Genomic DNA, 20,158 nt, shown 5'->3' on the forward strand with positions numbered 1-20,158 from the left:
GGACCTGGGTGGCGCCAATGGGTAAGTGCGCGCAACCCCAGATTAACTTTTGACAGAACACAACGAGATAAAGTCACATGGCAGACGATATTTTTCTGACCCCGGAAGAACAAGATGAGCGAGCACGGCAGTGGCTCAAGGATAACGGTCCCGCATTGATCGTTGGCGTGGTATTGGGGCTCGGCGCTATTTTTGGCTGGGACTACTACAAAACATCACAGCTTGAAAAAGCCCAAGCCGCCTCGACAATCTATGCCGCGACGGTTGCGCAAGTAACGAGTTCTGAGCTGGCGGATGTCAGCACTAAGGTTGATCAGCTGAAATCAGATTATGCAGCAACGCCATACGCTGCTAAGGCAGTGCTTATCAAGGCACGCCAGTTGGCGCAGAGTGATTTGGATGCGGCGTTTACAGAACTACAATGGGTGATCGACAACGCGAAGGAATCTGGGCTGGTCCACACCGCGCGTGTAAGACAGGCTAAAATTCGATTGGAGCAAGGTGATTTGGATGCGGCCAAACAGCTTGCATCACATCAGCCATCCGAGGCATTTACGTCGCATTATTCAGAAGTACTGGGTGATATTGCGGTTGAGCAAGGTGAGTACACAGCCGCACGAGCTTATTATCAAGCCGCGGTCGATGGTTTGGTCGAGGGCCAGTCTGCGTACGCTCAAGTATTGAGCCTGAAACTAGAGCGTTTGCCTGAAGCGGAATCAGTGAGCGCCGACGACCAGTCTGCCTCAGAGTAAGTTAGTTGGCATTTCCGCCTGTATAAGTACACGAATTAAGTTGGGTAACTATGAATAAATTTCGAACAATCGCAGTGTGTTTATTGCTTGTATTTGTTGCAGCTTGTGGCGGAAAATCTAAAAAGACGGACTTTTTTGGTCCGGATGAGAAGCCCAAAAAACCCAAGGTCGAAACCTCGACCTCGTTGCAGCGAAATTGGTCGCGCACCGTTGGTCATCGCATCAAGCCTGGCGATGCAGTTTTATCGCCAGCATCGCTGGGTGCCTATGTTTATGCCGCAGCTACTAACGGTCGAGTCGAAAAAATCGATATCGAGTCTGGCAAAGTAGCCTGGGCATATTATGACAAGAAAGAAACCATCACGGCAGGTGTTGGAGTTGGTGGTGGATTGGTGTTATTCGGTACCAGTGAGGGCTTTGTTTACGCATTGAATCAAAGCGACGGCGCACTGGCTTGGAAAACGCAGTTAGACAGCGAAGTACTCTCCAGTCCGGTGATCGACGGCAGTTTGGTGGTCGCTCGTACCGGTGATGGCAAAGTCTATGGTTTGTCGGCATTTGACGGGTCGCGTAAATGGACCATCAGTCGCCAGTTACCCAAGCTGACTTTGCGCGGTGATTCCCGCCCAGTGGTTACACAAGGGGTTGTATTTGCTGGGTTCTCTGATGGGCTGCTGGCCGCGTTACAAGCGGAAACAGGACGTGCGCTTTGGGATTTTCCAATCTCATTTCCTCGTGGCACCAACGATATCGAGCGTTTGTCAGACATTGACACCAATCCATTGCACGTTGGCAATTTTATTTATGTGTCGTCCTATCAAGAGGTCACACATGCATTGAACATTCAGGAAAAGCGTATTGAATGGAGTGCGGACGTTTCGTCATACCATTCGATGGCCTACGATGCGGCTTATTTGTATATCGTTGATAAGAGCGGTGTCGTGCATCAAATTGATCGTACATCTGGCAATAAAGTCTGGTCACAGTCGGCTTTGCGTCTTTTTCCTGTCACTGCGCCAGTTTCAGTTGGCCCGTACGTGGTCGTGAGCGAAGGCGATGGTGGCCTGTATATTCTAAGCAAACAGGATGGTCGCCTGCTTGGCAAACACGCGTTGGGTGCCAAGACGATTATCGGTGAGCCAGTGGTCGATTCAGACACCTTTTTTGTGCTCGACAGCGATGGCAAGTTGCAGTCGCTCAGCATTCTGAATCGTAAATAAGATAGTTAATCACGCGCGGAAGAGGGTCGTGATACGAAGCTAGTTTCTTCCCGCACAAGCACTCAGGTACCCAATCGTGGACGAGCAATATTACACTGAACAACCCCCCACGATTGAGGCTGCGAAACCGATTATCTCCATCGTCGGTCGGCCGAATGTCGGTAAATCCACACTTTACAATCGCTTAACGCGTAGCCGTGATGCCATTGTTGACGATCGCCCTGGCGTGACGCGCGACCGCATGGTTGGTGTCGGCCGTGTTGGCGCGAACCCCTACTGGATTGTGGATACTGGTGGGATCGAATCGGACAATGAAGAGATCCACAGTCTGATGCGTGATCAGGTAGAGTTCGCATTACAGGATAGCGATGCGGTGATTTTCATCGTTGATGGACGCGATGGCGCAACAGCGGTGGATATTGAAATCGCGAAGCAGCTACGGCAAAAGCCTCAAATCACCGTCTACCTTGCGGTCAATAAAGCCGAAGGGTTGGACCGTGCATTAGTGGCGTCTGATTTCTACCAGCTTGGACTTGATCAACCCAGCATTATCTCAGGTAAAAATGGTGATGGTGTTGTTCGTTTACTTAACCGCGTTCTGTCTGAAACCGAAGGGCGTCGGCAAGCAGAAAACGACGGCTACGCGATTCCGGAAGGCGTGGCCAAACTAGCCATTGTGGGGCGACCTAACGTTGGAAAATCGACGTTATTGAACACCTTAGTTGGCGAAGAGCGTGTGGTAGTTTATGACATGCCCGGGACCACGCGGGACAGCATTCATGTCCCATTTAAATTTGGCGAAAAAGAGTATGTCTTAATTGACACCGCGGGAATGCGTAAGAAATCACGCATTGATGATCGCGTTGAACGATTCTCGGTAATGAAAACCCTCCGTGCGGTGGAACTTGCGCAAGTGGTGGCCATCGTCCTTGACGCACGAGATGGAATTGTCGACCAGGATAATCGACTCATAAACCTAGTGTTTGAAAGTGGCCGTTCTTTGATGATTTTGGTCAATAAATGGGATGGTATGTCCGGCTATGAGCGTGACCAGGTTCGCACCCAGATTGACCGTAAGTTCGGGCATATGGGCAATATTCCGATCGAGTTTATTTCGGCCAAACTGGCAAAAGGTGTTGATGTGATCATGCCGTTGGTTGACCGCCTCTATGAGAGCGCGATGACCAACATGGGCACCGGACGAATCAACCGCATTCTGAAACACGCGGAAGAAAAGCGAAATCCACCAATGGTGGGGAATTTTCGAATCAAGATGAAGTTTGGACATCAGGGCGGCATGAACCCGCCGCATGTGGTGATACATGGTAACCAGCTCGATAAGTTACCACAGACCTACCAGCGCTATCTGTCTAACACCTTCGAACGAGAATTTGATCTCATCGGAACCAAGGTTCGACTGTCGTTCAAGACCTCAGAAAACCCGTACAAACCAGCGGCAAAGGTCTCTCGTAAAAGCAAAGACCATGTTAAATATCGCGGTGGTCGACGCAGTAATAGTAGTAAAAAGTAAGGCGTGGTTCTAATTTGGTGAGAGCTGCATGAGAATCGCAGGGTCGACTAAGGTATGATTCATTCTGGTTTGCCAGTATAAGGTCACGGGTTCCGAGCGATCGCTGGGTGACCCAGTGTTGCCGAGCATGGCGCCGGCGATGACACCGTTACCCGGCTCGACCGTCACATCAAATACGCCATCAATCAAACTGAATAGTCCGCGTCCGTGATCTAGGTAAATCTGTGAGCGCCCCGTTTCAGTGTCGGTGGATACGCGAGACACGATCGCGTTTTGCGGGGCAATCACGTTAGTCAACTCAGTGGTGGTCATCGATACTGAATTGATCGTCAGGATCTTGCCGCTGTTCTCGTCAGCGACTTTGTCACCGAAACGCATGAGCCAGTCACCTTCTGCGGGGCGTCTCAGTGGTAAACTTGGTTGTTGCGTATTGGTAAACTCAATCTCGCTCCATTTCGACGGTTCGCGTACTAAGTTACGCGCGTAATCTGTGCTTAGCGGGTCCGTCGTTTGATTAGTGATGGGTTGATGGATGATCTCGATACTGCGGAAGTTATCCAACGTTTGCTGATGGTCGTCGATGTATACGACGTATTCACCCGGTAATGTATCGAGGTCGATGCCGATCAATACACGCCAGGCTTCGGGCTTCTCAAGCACGACCGCTTCATACAAGCCATAGCGCACTTCCGGCACATGGTCTGATTTTTTCTCGATCTCTAACTCAACCACACCACCAGGGTAATTAGTTTGTCCGTATACAGGTGTGGCGCTGAGTAGTTGGCTTGCCAGTAACCATGCTGCCAAGATGCGTACTTTAATCATTCGGGGTAATCTCATCCACGGTGCATCCTAACTGTGCGTCCGACACACGCACCCGAATAGTGGCACCGACCGAGGTTTGAGCGCCGTGCTTAAGAACGGCGTTGTTTTCGGTATGGGCGATCGCAAAGCCGCGATCGAGTGTCGCCAGTGGGCTGACAAGATGCAATTGATTGCCCATGGCACGCAATCGCTCCTGAGCGTGGTTCAAGAGTCGTTGTTCGGCACCTCGCAGTCGTTTTGTCACGTCATTTTGCTGCGCCTGGTGTTGTCGAATTTGTTTGATCGGGTTATTGCGAGTGAGGCGTTGACCTTGCGCGTTGAGACGGTCTCGCCGGTATTGACGTTGTCGCTGCTGACCGCTGACCAAGGCTGCACTGAGTTTCCCGAGTCGCTCAAATTTATTGCTTAACTGTTGCCGAGGATGCACGAGCTGTCGGCCAGTCATGTCCACATTTTGTGCTCGTCGTTGGAACTGACGCTTTATGCTCAGTGGTAAGCGCTGCCCAAGTGCGTTCAGCTGAGTCTGCAATTGAGTGGTATCTGGGCTTAGCAGTTCGGCAGCCGCGGTCGGTGTTGGCGCGCGCAAATCCGCGACCAAGTCCGCGATGGTGACATCGACTTCATGACCGACACCGCTCACCACCGGAATGGGGCAGTTGTAGATAGCACGTGCAACTTGCTCATCATTAAAGCTCCACAAGTCTTCGAGTGAACCACCGCCGCGACTCACAATGAGAACATCACAATGCTGATGCGCAACTGCCGCGTTGATGGCAGCCACGATGGATGCGGCTGCCGTATCGCCCTGGACCAAGCTCGGATAAATGATAACCGGAATGCCTGGGCAGCGGCGTTGCAGCGTGGTCAAAATATCGCGCACGGCGGCCCCCGAACTCGAGGTAACCAAACCAATGCACTGGGCAAACTTCGGCACCGCTTGTTTATGTGCTTGACTGAACAAGCCTTCAGCATTCAATTTTTGTTTAAGCTCTTCATAGCGCCGTTGCAGTATTCCTTCGCCGGCTTCTTCGATGTATTGCACAATGCATTGCAGGTCACCACGCGCAGTATAGACCGAAATTTTTGCCCGCACTCGCACCAGGTCGCCCACTTTGGGGCGGTAACGGTTTACGCTGGCCCGCCCCTTAAACATGGCGCAGCGCAACTGTGAGCGCTCATCTTTCAAGCTAAAGTAAAGGTGCCCAGACGCGGGAGAGCTCAACGACGACAATTCGCCTTCGATCCAGATTTCGGGGTAACTCGCTTCCATTAAGCGACGCATTTCATCAGCCAGTTCGCTGACCTTAAAAATGGTGGGGTTCTGGTTCATGCTGCGCGGGAAACTATTGGGTTTACGGATTTGGCCATTGATGTGCATTCTAGACTAAATGCATGGTCGTGAAAAAAAAATTGGATTTTTATCGATAAGTTGGACGCGCCGGTAGGCGAGACCGAAATGGTTCGTTATAATCCGCTGGCGGTGGTGGTTAGTCTCCACAGTGGCGATAGATGGTGAACCCGGTCAGGCCCGGAAGGGAGCAGCCGTAGCGATCGATTCGGGTGCTGTGATCAGGTTAGCCGCCGCCGTCTTTAATATAATTTTGCCTCACTGAACTGCACAAAGCAGGTTGCCACTGAATGTGCGCCGGTGTGTGGCAAAACGCGAAAATTTGCAGCCTTGTCATCCATCGTGTTGCTCGAATACAATGCGATAATTCGTTCTCGGTTACAGAGAACGCCTAACTGACAACCCCAAACACCTCCTCAGAATTGGCAGTTTATGGCATACCTTGCACTGGCCAGAAAATGGCGCCCTAAATCCTTCGCCGAAGTTGTCGGTCAAGGGCATGTTGTGCAGGCTCTGTCGAATGCCCTGGATTCGGGGCGCGTGCATCATGCTTTTCTTTTTACCGGTACGCGTGGCGTCGGTAAGACGACCCTGGCGCGTATCTTTGCCAAATCACTGAATTGTGAATCGGGTACGAGTGCCGAGCCGTGTCAGCAGTGCAATACCTGCGTCGCGATTGATGAAGGGCGATACGTTGACTTGATTGAGGTCGATGCGGCGTCGCGAACCAAGGTCGACGACACGCGTGAACTGCTCGAAAACGTGCAATACGCACCAACTTCAGGCAAGTTCAAAGTGTACCTGATCGACGAGGTGCACATGCTCTCTGGGCACAGTTTTAACGCGTTGCTGAAAACGCTCGAAGAGCCGCCAGAACACGTCAAATTTCTGTTTGCAACCACCGACCCGCAAAAATTACCAGTCACGGTACTGTCACGTTGTCTTCAGTTCAATCTGCGTGCGATGCGTCCTGAGCAGGTGGAAAATCAGCTGGTCAAAATTCTTGGCAATGAAGGCATTGGCTTCGATCAGTCGGCGCTGCAAGCGTTGGCAAAGGCGGCTGACGGCAGTATGCGCGATGGCTTAAGTCTGCTGGATCAAGCGATCGCTCAAGGTGATGGTGAGGTTCGTTTGGCCGAGGTCGAGAGTATGCTTGGCACCATCAAAGCCGAACACATCGCAGGCCTGTTGCGTGCACTTGCCTCACAAGATATTGACGCCGCTTTGGATTTGGTGCGTGATATGGCGGATCACGCAGTGGATTTCTCGGCCGCACTCGATGATGTGATGATGCACCTTTATTACGTCAGCCTGGCGCAAGTTGCACCAGCCAGCGCCAATGTTGCAGACTGCGATCAGGCTCTGATTCAGGAGTTATCCGCCAGCCTGCCGGCTGAACAAGTTCAATTGTATTACCAGATCGGACTCTTAAGTAAGCGTGATCTCGCATTGGCACCGAGTTTGAGGGTTGGGTTTGAGATGGCCGTTATGCGAATGTTGGCATTTGAGCCGGCACCGTCGTCTGGCAATCAAGTTCATCAATCGGCATCCAGTGGTACGACTGCGATAGCTCCGACCGAGTCCACACCCGTGGCTCAGGCCGAGTCCACACCCGTGGCTCAGGCCGCGTCGACACCAAGTCCGACACCAAGTCCGACACCAAGTCCGACACCAAGTCCGACACCAAGTCCGACACCAAGTCCGACACCAAGTCCGACACCAAGTCCGACACCAAGTCCGACACCAAGTCCGACACCAAGTCCGGCGCCAAGTCCGGCGCCAAGTCCGGCGCCAAGTCCGGCGCCAAGTCCGGCGCCAAGTCCGGCGCCAAGTCCGGCGCCAAGTCCGGCGCCACAAGCCGCGCCACAAGCCGCGCCACAAGCGCCACAGCCGACGTCTGCTGCAGTCGTGCTGGCGGGACATAACGAGTGGGGCGAACTGGTGGAACAAAGTAATTTAATCGGTCTGCCCAAAGAATTGGCCATGAATTGCGCGTGCGAGCGTTTAGCTGAGGACCGCATTCAACTGTCTTTGACGCCGAGTCTTGGACACTTATTAAAACCCGAACGTCTGGAAAAGATTCGCGCGGCGATGCGTGATGTGGTGAACGCGTCGGTGCAGCTGGACATCGACGTGGAAGACTCCGACAAAGAAACACCGGCGGAATGCCTAGCCCGATTGGGGCATGAGGAGTTGGAACGCACTAAGCAAAGTTTTCAAGAAGACCCAGGGGTACAGGCGCTGATGAGTGAATTTGGCGCCACCCTGAACGAAGATTCGATAAAGCCGCATTCACGCTAACTTGAATCGCGGTCAACGTAACCCAATAAGAGGATTAACCTAAATGAAAGGTGGATTAGGTAATTTAATGAAGCAAGCTCAGGCGATGCAGGAAAACATGCAAAAAGCCCAAGCTGAGCTCGCCAATATTGAAGTAACTGGAGAGTCTGGTGGTGGCATGGTAAAGCTAACCATGACCTGTCGCCATGATGTCAAGAGTGTCACCATTGACCCCGAACTGTTGAGTGACCCTGATGACAAAGAAGTGCTCGAAGACCTGATCGCCGCCGCCATGAACGACGCCGTGCGCAAGGTCGAAAAAACGTCGCAGGATAAAATGTCAGGCCTGACCAGCGGTTTGAATATTCCCGGCATGAAAATGCCGTTCTAATCGCACGATACACGCTCCCCAATGGTTCTATCATCGGCAATTGAAGCACTGAAAGAGGCGCTCAAAGCGCTTCCAGGTGTGGGCCCGAAGAATGCGCAACGAATGGCGTTTCACTTATTGGAACGTGATCGAGAGGGCGCGAAAAAAATCGCGGACGCATTAAATAATGCCTTGGAGAAAATCACCTCCTGTGAACGCTGCAATACATTTTGCGAAAGCACGCTTTGCGATATCTGCGCTTCTGAGAAGCGTGATAAATCGTTGTTGTGTGTGGTGGAAACACCGGCCGATTTGCAGGCGATAGAACAAGTTGGCGCGTACCAAGGGCTTTATTTCGTACTCATGGGCAAGCTTTCACCATTGGAGGGTATCGGCCCGGACCAGCTTGGTTTCAAGCGTTTGAATCAAATTGTTGCCGAGAATGAGATTCACGAGGTCATCATTGCCACTAATATCACTGCCGAAGGTGAAACCACCGCCGACTATACACAGCAAATGCTGATGCCATACGACGTAAAGATCACACGTTTGGCACGCGGAGTACCGGTTGGTGGCGAACTCGAATATATGGACCAACGTACTCTGGCTGCGGCGTTTAAGGATAGGCGCGCTACCAGTCAATAAAAGAAGAACCACTGCGTGCCGAATCACGCAACTAACCCATTATAAGAATATCTTATTGAGCCGAATTCAATCGGCCATCTCATTTTAACTATTAAGCTACATTATGAAGTCTATTGAATCTCGAATTGCGGATGAGCTCCGTGTTGCGCAGGGCCAGGTAATCGCGGCCATCGGTTTATTGGATGAAGGTGCTACTGTGCCGTTTATTTCTCGCTACCGAAAAGAAGTCACTGGCGGACTGGACGATTCTCAATTACGCGAGTTGGAAGATCGACTTAAATATTTGCGCGAATTGGAAGATCGTCGAGCGACCATTTTATCGAGTATCGAAGAACAAGGTAAACTCAATGATGATCTTAAAAAATCGATTCTGACAGCGGAAACGAAAAATTCGCTGGAAGATTTGTACCTGCCGTATAAGCCAAAACGCCGCACCAAAGGTCAAATTGCGCGCGAAGCGGGTCTGGAGCCTTTGGCTGACGCGCTGTTGGGCGATCCCATGCTGGATCCAGAGACTGAGGCGGCGGGATACCTAAATGACAGTGACGAAACACCGGTCCCTGATACCAAAGCCGCGCTCGATGGTGCGCGCGCCATTCTGATGGAGCGCTTCGCCGAAGACGCAGCACTATTAGCACGCCTACGCGATTACTTGCAGGCTAATGCGGTGGTAACGGTTAACGTGGCGAAGGATAAAGAACAAGAGGGGAGCAAGTTTCGCGACTACTTTGATTATCAAGAACCGTTCAATGCGATTCCGCCGCATCGGGCACTCGCTATCTTTCGTGGACGTAATGAAGGCATTTTAAATTCCACGCTGGATATCGCGGCACCGGAAGGTGGTTGGGAGTCTGAGTTGGCACACCCTTGTGCGCAAATGGTAGCGGAACATTGGGGAATTCAAAGCCAAGAGCGGCCTGCGGATAAATGGCTGACACAAGTGGTAAGTTGGACCTGGAAAATCAAGGTCTTATTGCATCTCTCAGGTGACTTGATGTTCGATCTGCGAGAGCGAGCCGAAGCCGAAGCGATTCGTGTCTTTTCATTGAATTTGAAAGATTTGCTGTTAGCTGCGCCAGCCGGTGCCAAGGCTACACTGGGGTTGGACCCCGGGTTACGGACCGGTGTTAAGGTTGCGGTAGTAGACAAAACTGGTCAATACCTAGATCAGGCCACGATTTATCCGCATGCACCGAAAAACCAGTGGGATCAGTCCATAGCAGTGATCGCTGCTCTGGCAGCCAAACACGGTGTGGAGTTGATTGCGATAGGCAATGGCACCGCATCTCGTGAGACCGACAAACTGGCCGGAGACCTGATTAAGCGGCACCCTGAACTGCGACTGACCAAAGTGATGGTGAACGAAGCCGGCGCGTCTGTGTATTCGGCATCTGAATTTGCAGCACGCGAATTTCCAGATCTTGATGTAACGATCCGTGGCGCAGTATCGATCGCACGTCGTTTGCAAGACCCGCTGGCGGAACTGGTTAAAATCGAACCCAAATCGATTGGTGTGGGCCAGTATCAACATGATGTGAACCAGTTTCAGCTGGGTCGTTCATTGGATGCGGTGATCGAGGACTGCGTGAACGACGTTGGCGTGGATTTGAATATGGCGTCCATGCCATTGCTACGCCGGGTGTCCGGTTTGAACGAAACCATTGCGAATAATATCGTGATGTACCGCAACCAACACGGTGAATTCAATAGCCGTGAACAGCTTAAAGAAGTGCCACGCCTGGGTGATAAAACATTTGAGCAAGCGGCGGGCTTTTTGCGTATCGTGTCAACTAATGCTAATCCGTTGGATTCGTCGGGTGTGCACCCAGAGGCATACTCGGTAGTGGAAGCGATTGCGCGTAAAAACGGTCGTGAAATCAATTCGATTATTGGTGATACACAGTTCCTAAAGAGCCTGAAACCGGAGGACTACACCACGGAACAATTTGGTGTACCAACCGTCACCGACATTATCAACGAGCTGAATAAGCCGGGTCGAGATCCGCGTCCTGAGTTCAAGACTGCTGCCCTGCGTGATGGGGTTGAAACCATTAAAGATTTAGTCGAAGACATGGTGCTCGAAGGTACGGTTACCAACGTAACGAACTTTGGTGCCTTCGTTGATATTGGTGTGCATCAAGATGGTTTGGTACATATCTCTTGCCTAGCGGATAAATTTGTCGACGATCCGCACAAAGTGGTGAAGGCGGGCCAGATTGTTAAAGTCAAAGTGTTAGAGGTCGACGTGCAGCGTAAACGGATTGCACTGACCATGCGCTTGCAGGAAACCAGCGCTGAACGGCGTGATCGTGGTCAAGGTGCCGGTAAGCCCAAACCACGAAACACCAAACCAGCACGCGCCAACAAACAACGCACTATGCCGGCGAATAACGCGATGGCGGAAAAACTGGCCGCCGCATTTAAGAAATAGGCAGGCCGTCGACGGCGTTGACAGGGTGGTTGACGCCGCGAAAAAAATTGCAGAAAGTTGAATCCGAATCCTGCAGGCGCGCATCTAAGTTTCAACGTGCGCGTCTGTGACTCGAGATAACATGCCGGGAAAACGTCACAGCGTGGTTTAATAACCCCAAAATGATCATTCAAGGAGCCCCCGACCATGCTCAAAATCGACAATGTTTCCAAGACTTATCCAAATGGCGTGGCTGCGCTGAAATCCGTCAACCTGCAAATCGATAAAGGCCTGTTCGGATTACTGGGGCCGAACGGTGCTGGTAAATCCACCTTGATGCGTACGCTGGCAACCTTGCAACCGACAGATCAAGGCCAAATTGACTTTAATGGCATCAACGTACTGACTCAACCCAACGAGTTGCGTCAACGTCTTGGCTATTTGCCGCAGGATTTTGGTGTGTATCCCCGCGTTAGCGCACTCGACCTTCTAACACATCTGGCAATCCTGAAAGGCATTCACAACAAAGCAGAGCGCAAAGAGGTGGTGGACGGCTTGCTCGCGCAAACTAATTTGTATCAACATCGTAAGAAAGCCGTGAGCGGTTACTCGGGCGGCATGCGCCAACGATTCGGCATCGCACAAGCATTGTTGGGAGACCCGGACTTACTGATCGTGGATGAGCCAACCGCGGGGTTAGACCCAGAAGAACGCAACCGGTTTCATAATTTGCTGGTGAGTTTGGGCGCCGAAAAAGTCATTATTCTGTCGACACACATCGTGGAAGACGTGTCTGAATTGTGTGCCAAGATGGCGGTGCTCGGCGACGGACAAATTCTGCTCGAAGGCAATCCGTTAGAGGTTACCAGTCAATTAGATGGCCGTATCTGGCGCAGGACGGTGGCACCGGAGGATGTCGCCGCCATTGAGTCTGATATGACCGTGATCTCGAAACGCCTGCACGCAGGACAATCGGTGTTGCATGTGCTCGCCGATGCGGCGCCCGCAGGGTTTGAGAGCACGCCAGCAAACCTGGAAGACGTGTATTTCTCTACCTTGATTCAAGCGCGCAACGCGGCGTAAGGAGGCATCATGTTCCTAAAAATGCTCGCCTTTGAATGGCGTTATTTCGTACGTCAGCCATCGTTTATCGTGACGTGTCTGGTGTTTTTCTTACTGCCTTTCTTGGCCATGGTCGTGCCTCAGGTACAGATTGGCTCTGGTGGCAACGTCTTATTTAACAGTCCCTACGCCATCGCACAGGTGTTGTTGATTCTAAGTATTTTCAGCATGTTCATGGTGGTGAATTTTGTTGGTGACACCGCCTTGCGCAATGAGACCAGCCAGATGGCTGAGATCATCTATACCAAGCCGATTCGCCCGCTCGGGTATCAGTTAGGTCGATTTGTTGGCGCCTACCTGATCTGTGTGACGGTGTTTGCGATGGTGCCATTGGGTACTTTGGTGGGCACTTGGATGCCCTCGGTGGATTCGGAACGATTGGGACCACTAAATTTGGCCGCGTATCTGCAACCATTTGTCATCTTCTCGATCACGACGCTGTTTATCTTAGCGGCGGTTTTTTACGCGGTCGCTCAACGATCCCGCAGCTTAATGCTGGTTTACATGTTTGCGCTCGGGCTGTTCGTGGCTTATACCCTGGCAGGCCAAGTGTTCGATGAACCGCATCAACGTTTTATGCGCGCTATTACCGACCCATTTGGTTTGAATGCTTACCGTGACTTCACGCGTTACTGGACGCCGTTCGAACGGAACGGAGCGCTAGCTGGGATGACTGGCGTTATTTTGCAGAACCGTTTGTTGTGGCTCGGTATCGGGGTAGCGGCATTGTTGCTCGGCGGTCGTCTGTTTCGACCCTTAACCGTGTTCAATCGAGCAGTTAAACCGGCTAAGCAACAAGCCGACCATGCGCCGGCACCAACGCTGACATTTCACCGTACCAAAGGTAGTGCTGGAAAGTGGTGGCCACAGTTTATAACGCGCACAAAATTTGAGATGCGTCAGGTATTTTTAAGTCCTGCATTTTTGTTGTTGAGCGCTTTTTCTGCAATGCAGCTGATTGCTCAGATGTTACTGGGCGGCGGTTCCTTTGGGACTGAAAACTGGCCGTTAACCAAAAACATGGTCGACATGGTGGTCGGGGGCTTCGCGTTGCTAACCATTATTGTGGTGGCCTATTACACCGCAGAGGTCGTGTGGCGTGAACACACGGTTGGTATGCACGAATTGGTTGATAGCACGCCCGCCTCAAACAGCGTATTTTGGGCGTCCAAGGTGGTGGCGGTGGTGGCCGTGTTGGTGGCCATTCACTTGTTTGCGATGGCGATCACTATCGTCTACCAATTGCTGTCTGGGTACACAAACCTTGATCTTGTTCAGTACGGCGTCAGCGTATTTTATTTTTACCTGCTGCCCATTACGATGCTGGTGATACTCGCCTTTTTTATTCAGACCTTAAGCCCGGGCAAATACATCGGTTTGCTGATTTTCTTTGCCTACGCGATGATGGAGTTGGTGCTGCCACAGCTTGGCATCGAGCACAATATGGCGAACTACGGCGGCTCTCCTGATCTGGTTTACTCCGATATGAACGGCTACGGATTGTTCCTTGCGCCACATAACTGGTACATGCTGTATTGGTCTGGTTTGGCGGTGGTATTCGCCGTACTGAGTTATGGTTTGTGGCGACGCGGCACATTAACGTCGCTGAAATCGCGATGGCGCTTGCTCGGGTATCAGCTGGGTCGCGGCGGCTTCGCGACCATCGCGGTAGCGCTAATGGTGTTCGTTGCTGCTGGAAGCTACATTTTCTATAACACGCGGGTTCTGAATACCTTTGTCGGCGCCGAACAGTTTAAGGACAGGCAGGCTAAGTATGAAAAGAACTATAGCCAGTATCGAGATGACCCGTTGCCGATCACCAAACGCGTGGACGTTGAGGTGGCTATCTATCCGGCGGATCGCCGAGTGGTTGCTACGGCAAACATTGACGTCGTGAACACAGGACAGGAGCCAATCGAGCGCTTCTTAGTGTCCTTGCCACAACACCTCAAAACTGGCACTGTGGCGATCCACGGCGGCAAATTCGAGCTAAGTGACCCTGAATTGCGTGCCGGCTGGTTCGTGTTTAATACGCCAATGCAACCAGGCGAGCGTCGCGCTGGGGTACTCACAGCCGAGATAGATCACCAAGGTTTTAAGGACCGAGGCCATGATTTTACCGTGGTCGAGAACGGCACGTTTATCAATAACGCACAACTGTTGCCGCAATTCGGCTATCAATCACGTTTTCAACTCGTCGATCAACATGACCGTCGAAAACGTGATCTCGAACCTGTTCAGCGCGCGTACCTTCTGGAAGATGAAAGCCGATACACCGAGAGCTTTTTTGATCGTTCTATCGACTTTATTGAATTCAGCGCGACCATTTCGACCGACGCAGACCAAATTGCGATGGCACCCGGGTATCTTGAGAAAGAATGGCAGAAAGACGGTCGACGGTATTTCCGGTATGTGATGGACCAACCCATGGTGAATTTTTTCAGCATCACTTCGGGGCGTTACGCCGTGCTCAACGAGTCTCACGACGGCGTCGCCATCGAAGTGTATTACCACCCTGAGCACAACTGGAATTTGCAAACCATGGTGGATTCCACTAAAGATTCTCTGAACTACTTTCAGGCTGCGTTTGGGCCGTATCAGCACAAGCAATTCCGCATCATCGAGTTTCCGGGCTACCGCAGTTTTGCCCAGAGTTTTGCGAATACCATTCCCTACTCGGAAGAGATCGGTTTTACTGCAGACCTGCGCGACGAAGACAACATCGATTATGTCTACTATGTGACAGCACATGAAATGGCCCACCAATGGTGGGGGCACCAACTGGGTGCCGCTAATGTGCAAGGCTCAGCGATTTTATCGGAAACGCTCTCTCAGTACAGCGCACTGGTGGTCATGCAGCAACGCTACGGCGAAACAGCTTTGCGTAAATTTCTGACCTACGAGTTGGATCGCTACCTCACCGGGCGCACCAGCGAATTGATTGAAGAAATGCCGCTGTTGCGGGCTGAAGACCAGTCGTACATTCATTATCGCAAAGGGTCGGTGGTGATGATGGCATTACGGCACCACCTGGGCGAAACACGTATCAACGCTGCCCTTAAAGCGCTACTCGAAGAGTACCGTTATCAGAGTGACCCGTATCCAACGACACTGGACTTGGTGCGGCACCTGAAAACCGGCACTAGCGACACCGAACAAGACTTGATCGATGCCTTGTTTAATCAGATAACCTTGTACGATCTGCGGGCAGAAGAGGTGGCACAACAAGCGTTGGAAGACGGGCGATACGAGCTCAGCTTCACCGTGCACGCGCAGCAATTCAGCGCCGACGGCACGGGTAAGGAAACCGAGCAGCCATTTTCAGAGTCGGTGGAGATCGTGACCTTCGATGGCGATCCTAATGACTTTGCGGCCGGATCTAAGGTGCTGGATCAGAAACGCGTTACTCTGGTGTCGGGTAGCAATACCGTCAAGCTTGTGGTGGACTCATTACCCAAGTACATCGGTGTCGATCCCTTCGTGCGGTTTATTGATCGCGACACGGGTAACAACATTCTCAAGTTGTAATCGCCCTGTATCTCCTCTGGCGAACCGGTAAAATGGGCGCCAGAGGAAGCTGCATTGATGAAAATCCAACAAATAGCCAACGTGCTGACCGACAAAGGGTCTAAATACGCGGTCAGTGGCGCTCAGGTAGCGTCTCGAGATGACGTTCAGAAAGTTCTGAAAAAGCTCTGTCAGAAGAAGAAATTCGCCAAAGCCACGCACAACACCTGGGCCGTGATTTTCGCCGATGGCGAACAAGTCAAAGACGACGATGGCGAGAGTGGGGCAGGCAATATCATGCTAAAAATACTCGATCAGGCACAACTTCATAATCGCCTCATTATCGTCACACGCTGGTACGGCGGCGTGCACTTAGGCGCGGATCGTTTTCGTCATGTCCGGACGTGTGTGACGGAGTTCATGCAAGAGTTTTGTCGCTAAAGACAGTGACAGCCACGCGCCTGAGTAGGATCAAATAAACCCTAACTTTGGTGCCGTTTGATTTGTCGAAAAACCATCACGAATTTGTGGCGTCAGCTCAGTGATACAGACCTCTGGCCAAGGAAGGGTGCGCATTGGCCACCTGCAATTTTTATTGTAATTCTGCCAGCGCTCCAACTTTTCACGGGCAGTTTCAAAATCATTTGACCAGAAAGCGTTCCCCAGTCGGTAGTTGTTGTAAAAGTCTTCATAGCTGTCAAAGATGGCGTGTGAATAATTGGCAGCCTTGAGAATATCTGACCACGCTTCTTCCTCGCTGATATAACCTGCCATATAGGCTGAACGAGCAATAGCAATGATTCGGTAGAGATCGAAGCCCCACAATAACTTTGCGGGCGCTTCTGAGCTGTGGTCGAGACAGCCCTCAATGTAGGATTCAGGTAGTTGTACCAACCCTGCGAGTCGTTCCACCATCGCGGTCTTTTGGTCGCTCTGTGCGTCCTCAAAAAAGAGTTTGGAATGTAGGCCTTCAAGCAGATTCGTTACCATATCGTGGTACTGCTTTGCATTGACGATACCCCACCACTGTTCCAGCAGCCCGCGTTGCTCGTTATTAGTAGTTAGCGCTAAAAACTTGAAGCGCTTTAACTCCGGCAGGCGAGCCTCACACGGCCAATACTCGAGCGTTTGAGTCCAGGCGCCGTCATTGTACCCGTCAACAATGGTTAGCCTTAATGCGGATTCTTGCTCGCTATTTAGTTCGGGCACACTTCCTTTTACATAGTAGGCACGCTGTTCACGTAGATTGATGCCCTTAACCCGACGCGTGAATGCGAGTGCCAGCGCCAAGGTTAATGGCCATGCGACAAGTGCAAGCATCACCGACGGCGTCGATAACACCTCCACATTGACTAAGTCCGATAATGTTTTTCCATCTAAAACACCAGCGATTATTACTCCGGCAGTGGGTATGACGACGACGCTAAATCCACAAAAAAGTACCCAACACAATGGAATAAAAAGTTTATAGGCGAGATTGGAATACTCAATGGCGAGCCCGTACCGGGCGCGCTTAGGGGGAATGTCAGAATAACCGGGACTGTTTTGTAAGCTGCTCTTCATCGTTGATCACCACTAAGACACTCAGAGAGGCTGAGTATTATTTGCTTATGAATAAAAATACAACTACGCGATCTCGTAGTTTTTCGTAAGCCTTAATTTTTAAAGTTTTGTTTTCTCGTTAAAACCCGCCTTGCAAATCAACTTCAGATTGAAATCAAGGTTGTTTACGCCGTCACATGTTCAGTCTTGTGATCAATCTTAGCGGCGCAGATAAAGTCTTTTAGGGTCACGCCGCGTACGGTGTGTGTGTAGAACGTGACTTTGCAGCGTTTGAAGCTGACTTCCATTTCTGGGTGATGGTCTTCGTGTTCGGCGACGTCGGCAACGATGTTGACGAATTTGATGGTGTCGGCGTAGTTGGCGAAACGAAAAGTCTGGCTGAGTTCATTTTCGGTCGCGCAATACTGCCATTCGGGGGTTTGACGACGGTACTCCTCGATCTGCGAGAGGTTCAGCGGCGGTGGCTGATCAGAATAGTCTCGGCAGTTTAAATTGAGAAGTTTATTGATTGCGTCGTTCATAGTATTCTTGCCAGCTGATTTTTTGAAACTATACCACTAATTTAAACGTAGTAAGGAGATGGCCTGTGCCACAAAACCCTAATGCCTTGGTCTGGATGGACCTCGAAATGACCGGCTTAGACCCAGAGAAAGACCGAATTATTGAGATGGCGACCATCATCACCGACGGCGACCTTCGCACCATTGCGGAAGGGCCGGTGATCGTGATTCACCAACCACAAGAATTGTTAGATGGCATGGATGAATGGAATACTCGTACGCACAATAAAACCGGACTGGTCACCAAGGTGAAGACGTCCCGGGTTACGGAGCGTCAGGCAGAGATTGAAACGCTGGATTTTATTCAACGGCACACAATCAAAAACCGCGCACCACTGTGCGGCAACAGTATTTGTCAGGACCGCCGTTTTCTCTACAAGTACATGCCAGAGTTGAGCGAGTGGCTACATTACCGCAATGTGGATGTCAGCTCATTCAAAGAGGTGGCGCGTCACTGGGCGCCGAGTATTCTGGGTGGTTTTGAAAAACGTGCTAGCCATCAGGCCTTGGATGACATCAAGGAATCCATTGAGGAACTGCGCTACTACCGTAACAATTTGATTCTGCTGGATGCGAATTAAGCCGGATCACACTGCTTAAAACCGAGCGCACGATCCTGGCGCTCGGTTGGCATCACATAATCCGCTGTTAGTCGTGTTTGGCAACGCTGTTGGCCCATAGGTCATGCGCGTCGCTGGCGTGTACCGTTACGCGTACGATGTCGCCTGGCTGGTGCTGCGTTTCATCGTTCAGGTACACCAGACCATCAATCTCCGGCGCATCGGCGGCACTGCGGGCAACGGCACCTTGCTCATCAATCTCGTCGATGAGCACATCCATGGTTTTACCGACTTTTTTCGCCAGCTTGGCGGTGCTGATCTCAGCTTGCAACTCCATAAACTGCGCAAGACGTGCTTCTTTGATTTCTTCCGGCACATGACCGTCCAATGCATTGGCTGGTGCGCCTTCGACCGGTGAGTAAGTGAACGCGCCAACGCGGTCGAGCTGGGCCTGATCGATAAAATCCAGTAGCTGCTTGAAGTCATCTTCGGTCTCACCCGGAAAACCAACAATAAACGTGCTGCGGATGGTGATGTCTGGGCAAACGTCGCGCCATGCCTTAATTCGGTTCAGGGTATTATCAATCGCACCTGGGCGTTTCATGGCCTTCAATACTTTAGGCGACCCGTGCTGAAACGGAATATCCAGATACGGCAGGATTTTGCCTTCCGCCATCAGCGGAATAATGTCGTCCACGTGCGGGTAGGGGTACACATAATGCAGTCGTACCCAAGGTTTGTTGTCGCCGCCAATATCCGCCAATGCATGGCACAGATCCAGCATTTTGGTCTTCACTGGTTTGCCTTGGTGAAAAGTGGTGCGGTAACGCGTATCAACCCCATACGCAGAGGTGTCTTGCGAGATCACCAGCAATTCTTTAACCCCAGAACGCACCAGTCCCTCGGCTTCGGCCACCACCTCGTTCGCTGGTCGGCTAACCAAGTCACCGCGCATTGACGGAATAATGCAGAAGCTGCATCGGTGGTTGCAGCCTTCGGAAATCTTGAGATACGCGTAGTGGCGTGGGGTTAATTTGATGCCTTGTGGCGGAACCAGGTCCAGATGTGGGTTGTACTCGCGTGTGTAGGGCAGGTGTGTTTTGACCGCGCCGACCACTTGTTCATACGCATGCGGGCCAGACACATCCAGCACACTCGGGTGCACATCGGTAATGTCCGACTGGTTGGCGCCCATGCAGCCGGTGACAATCACTTTGCCATTCTCGGCCAGCGCTTCACCGATGGTGTCCAGCGATTCCTTTTTGGCCGCGTCGATAAAGCCACAGGTATTGACCACCACCATGTCGGCATCGTTGTAAGTCGGCACAATGTCGTAGCCGTCCACACGGAGCTGAGTCAGAATTCGTTCAGAATCGACTAACGCTTTGGGGCATCCCAAGCTGATAAAACCAATTTTTGGTGCTGTCATACAAACCTCGCCTTGCTAGGGGGCGGATTATAGCCG

General features: G+C 51.5%; 16 protein-coding genes and 1 other RNA gene. 12 read left to right on the forward strand and 5 right to left on the reverse strand.

Going from position 1 to position 20,158, the window contains the following annotated elements:
- Window positions 1–77: 77 nt before the first annotated feature.
- The 3 genes from IE055_RS09600 to der all read left to right on the forward strand — a co-directional run bounded on the left by IE055_RS09600 (window position 78) and on the right by der (window position 3,503).
- A complete protein-coding gene (locus IE055_RS09600; protein ID WP_189400162.1) occupies window positions 78–752 on the forward strand; it encodes a YfgM family protein in 675 nt (224 codons plus the stop codon).
- A 50-nt stretch (window positions 753–802) separates the two neighbouring features.
- Window positions 803–1,972, forward strand: a complete 1,170-nt coding sequence (gene bamB / locus IE055_RS09605; protein ID WP_189400164.1) for an outer membrane protein assembly factor BamB — start codon at window positions 803–805, stop codon at window positions 1,970–1,972.
- Between the two features lie 76 nt (window positions 1,973–2,048).
- The gene (der, locus tag IE055_RS09610) at window positions 2,049–3,503 is read left to right on the forward strand and encodes a ribosome biogenesis GTPase Der (RefSeq protein WP_229794222.1); all 1,455 of its coding nucleotides are present in this window, start codon (window positions 2,049–2,051) and stop codon (window positions 3,501–3,503) included.
- Window positions 3,504–3,512: 9 nt separating this feature from the next.
- Here the strand turns inward: der and IE055_RS09615 are convergent, their stop codons facing one another.
- Window positions 3,513–4,328, reverse strand: coding sequence for a peptidoglycan DD-metalloendopeptidase family protein (locus IE055_RS09615; protein ID WP_189400166.1), 816 nt, complete (start codon window positions 4,326–4,328; stop codon window positions 3,513–3,515).
- The gene (gene xseA, locus IE055_RS09620; RefSeq protein WP_189400168.1) at window positions 4,321–5,658 is read right to left on the reverse strand and encodes an exodeoxyribonuclease VII large subunit; all 1,338 of its coding nucleotides are present in this window, start codon (window positions 5,656–5,658) and stop codon (window positions 4,321–4,323) included. The genes IE055_RS09615 and xseA overlap by 8 nt, the downstream gene beginning before the upstream one ends.
- Window positions 5,659–5,814: 156 nt before the next feature.
- Between xseA and ffs the strand changes: the two genes are divergently transcribed.
- The 8 genes from ffs to IE055_RS09660 all read left to right on the forward strand — a co-directional run bounded on the left by ffs (window position 5,815) and on the right by IE055_RS09660 (window position 16,451).
- Window positions 5,815–5,910: signal recognition particle sRNA small type (gene ffs / locus IE055_RS09625), an RNA gene on the forward strand.
- Window positions 5,911–6,108: 198 nt separating this feature from the next.
- Entirely contained in the window at window positions 6,109–7,977 is a 1,869-nt protein-coding gene (gene dnaX / locus IE055_RS09630) for a DNA polymerase III subunit gamma/tau (RefSeq protein WP_189400170.1), read from the forward strand.
- 43 nt (window positions 7,978–8,020) lie between these two features.
- A complete protein-coding gene (locus IE055_RS09635) occupies window positions 8,021–8,347 on the forward strand; it encodes a YbaB/EbfC family nucleoid-associated protein (RefSeq protein ID WP_189400172.1) in 327 nt (108 codons plus the stop codon).
- Between the two features lie 21 nt (window positions 8,348–8,368).
- Window positions 8,369–8,971, forward strand: coding sequence for a recombination mediator RecR (recR, locus tag IE055_RS09640; protein WP_189400174.1), 603 nt, complete (start codon window positions 8,369–8,371; stop codon window positions 8,969–8,971).
- 103 nt (window positions 8,972–9,074) lie between these two features.
- Entirely contained in the window at window positions 9,075–11,402 is a 2,328-nt protein-coding gene (locus tag IE055_RS09645; protein WP_189400176.1) for a Tex family protein, read from the forward strand.
- Window positions 11,403–11,588: 186 nt separating this feature from the next.
- Complete coding sequence (locus IE055_RS09650; protein ID WP_189400178.1) at window positions 11,589–12,464, forward strand: ABC transporter ATP-binding protein; 876 nt, start codon at window positions 11,589–11,591, stop codon at window positions 12,462–12,464.
- Window positions 12,465–12,473: 9 nt separating this feature from the next.
- Window positions 12,474–16,031: an ABC transporter permease/M1 family aminopeptidase gene (locus IE055_RS09655; RefSeq protein ID WP_189400180.1), complete on the forward strand. Its 3,558-nt coding sequence runs from the start codon at window positions 12,474–12,476 to the stop codon at window positions 16,029–16,031.
- Between the two features lie 57 nt (window positions 16,032–16,088).
- A complete protein-coding gene (locus IE055_RS09660; RefSeq protein WP_189400182.1) occupies window positions 16,089–16,451 on the forward strand; it encodes a YigZ family protein in 363 nt (120 codons plus the stop codon).
- 30 nt (window positions 16,452–16,481) lie between these two features.
- Here the strand turns inward: IE055_RS09660 and IE055_RS09665 are convergent, their stop codons facing one another.
- Entirely contained in the window at window positions 16,482–17,573 is a 1,092-nt protein-coding gene (locus tag IE055_RS09665) for a DUF1266 domain-containing protein (RefSeq protein ID WP_189400184.1), read from the reverse strand.
- A gap of 164 nt (window positions 17,574–17,737) precedes the next feature.
- Window positions 17,738–18,094 (reverse strand): 4a-hydroxytetrahydrobiopterin dehydratase, encoded by a 357-nt coding sequence (locus tag IE055_RS09670; protein WP_189400186.1) that lies wholly within the window; start codon window positions 18,092–18,094, stop codon window positions 17,738–17,740.
- 65 nt (window positions 18,095–18,159) lie between these two features.
- Between IE055_RS09670 and orn the strand changes: the two genes are divergently transcribed.
- Window positions 18,160–18,714: an oligoribonuclease gene (orn, locus tag IE055_RS09675; protein WP_189400189.1), complete on the forward strand. Its 555-nt coding sequence runs from the start codon at window positions 18,160–18,162 to the stop codon at window positions 18,712–18,714.
- Window positions 18,715–18,781: 67 nt separating this feature from the next.
- Here orn and rimO read toward each other — a convergent pair whose 3' ends face one another.
- Window positions 18,782–20,122 carry a 30S ribosomal protein S12 methylthiotransferase RimO gene (gene rimO / locus IE055_RS09680; protein WP_189400191.1) on the reverse strand — a complete coding sequence of 447 codons (1,341 nt, stop codon included), beginning with the start codon at window positions 20,120–20,122 and terminating at the stop codon, window positions 18,782–18,784.
- Window positions 20,123–20,158 lie beyond the last annotated feature (36 nt).

This window comes from Arenicella chitinivorans (assembly GCF_014651515.1).
Taxonomy (GTDB): domain Bacteria; phylum Pseudomonadota; class Gammaproteobacteria; order Arenicellales; family Arenicellaceae; genus Arenicella; species Arenicella chitinivorans.

Coding starts and splice junctions, on each gene's coding strand:
- IE055_RS09600 (WP_189400162.1), top strand. CDS start 78: ATGGCAGACGATATTTTTCTGACCCCGGAAGAACAAGATGAGCGAGCA.
- bamB (WP_189400164.1), top strand. CDS start 803: ATGAATAAATTTCGAACAATCGCAGTGTGTTTATTGCTTGTATTTGTT.
- IE055_RS09615 (WP_189400166.1), bottom strand. CDS start 4,328: ATGATTAAAGTACGCATCTTGGCAGCATGGTTACTGGCAAGCCAACTA.
- xseA (WP_189400168.1), bottom strand. CDS start 5,658: ATGAACCAGAACCCCACCATTTTTAAGGTCAGCGAACTGGCTGATGAA.
- dnaX (WP_189400170.1), top strand. CDS start 6,109: ATGGCATACCTTGCACTGGCCAGAAAATGGCGCCCTAAATCCTTCGCC.
- IE055_RS09635 (WP_189400172.1), top strand. CDS start 8,021: ATGAAAGGTGGATTAGGTAATTTAATGAAGCAAGCTCAGGCGATGCAG.
- recR (WP_189400174.1), top strand. CDS start 8,369: ATGGTTCTATCATCGGCAATTGAAGCACTGAAAGAGGCGCTCAAAGCG.
- IE055_RS09645 (WP_189400176.1), top strand. CDS start 9,075: ATGAAGTCTATTGAATCTCGAATTGCGGATGAGCTCCGTGTTGCGCAG.
- IE055_RS09650 (WP_189400178.1), top strand. CDS start 11,589: ATGCTCAAAATCGACAATGTTTCCAAGACTTATCCAAATGGCGTGGCT.
- IE055_RS09655 (WP_189400180.1), top strand. CDS start 12,474: ATGTTCCTAAAAATGCTCGCCTTTGAATGGCGTTATTTCGTACGTCAG.
- IE055_RS09660 (WP_189400182.1), top strand. CDS start 16,089: ATGAAAATCCAACAAATAGCCAACGTGCTGACCGACAAAGGGTCTAAA.
- IE055_RS09665 (WP_189400184.1), bottom strand. CDS start 17,573: ATGAAGAGCAGCTTACAAAACAGTCCCGGTTATTCTGACATTCCCCCT.
- IE055_RS09670 (WP_189400186.1), bottom strand. CDS start 18,094: ATGAACGACGCAATCAATAAACTTCTCAATTTAAACTGCCGAGACTAT.
- rimO (WP_189400191.1), bottom strand. CDS start 20,122: ATGACAGCACCAAAAATTGGTTTTATCAGCTTGGGATGCCCCAAAGCG.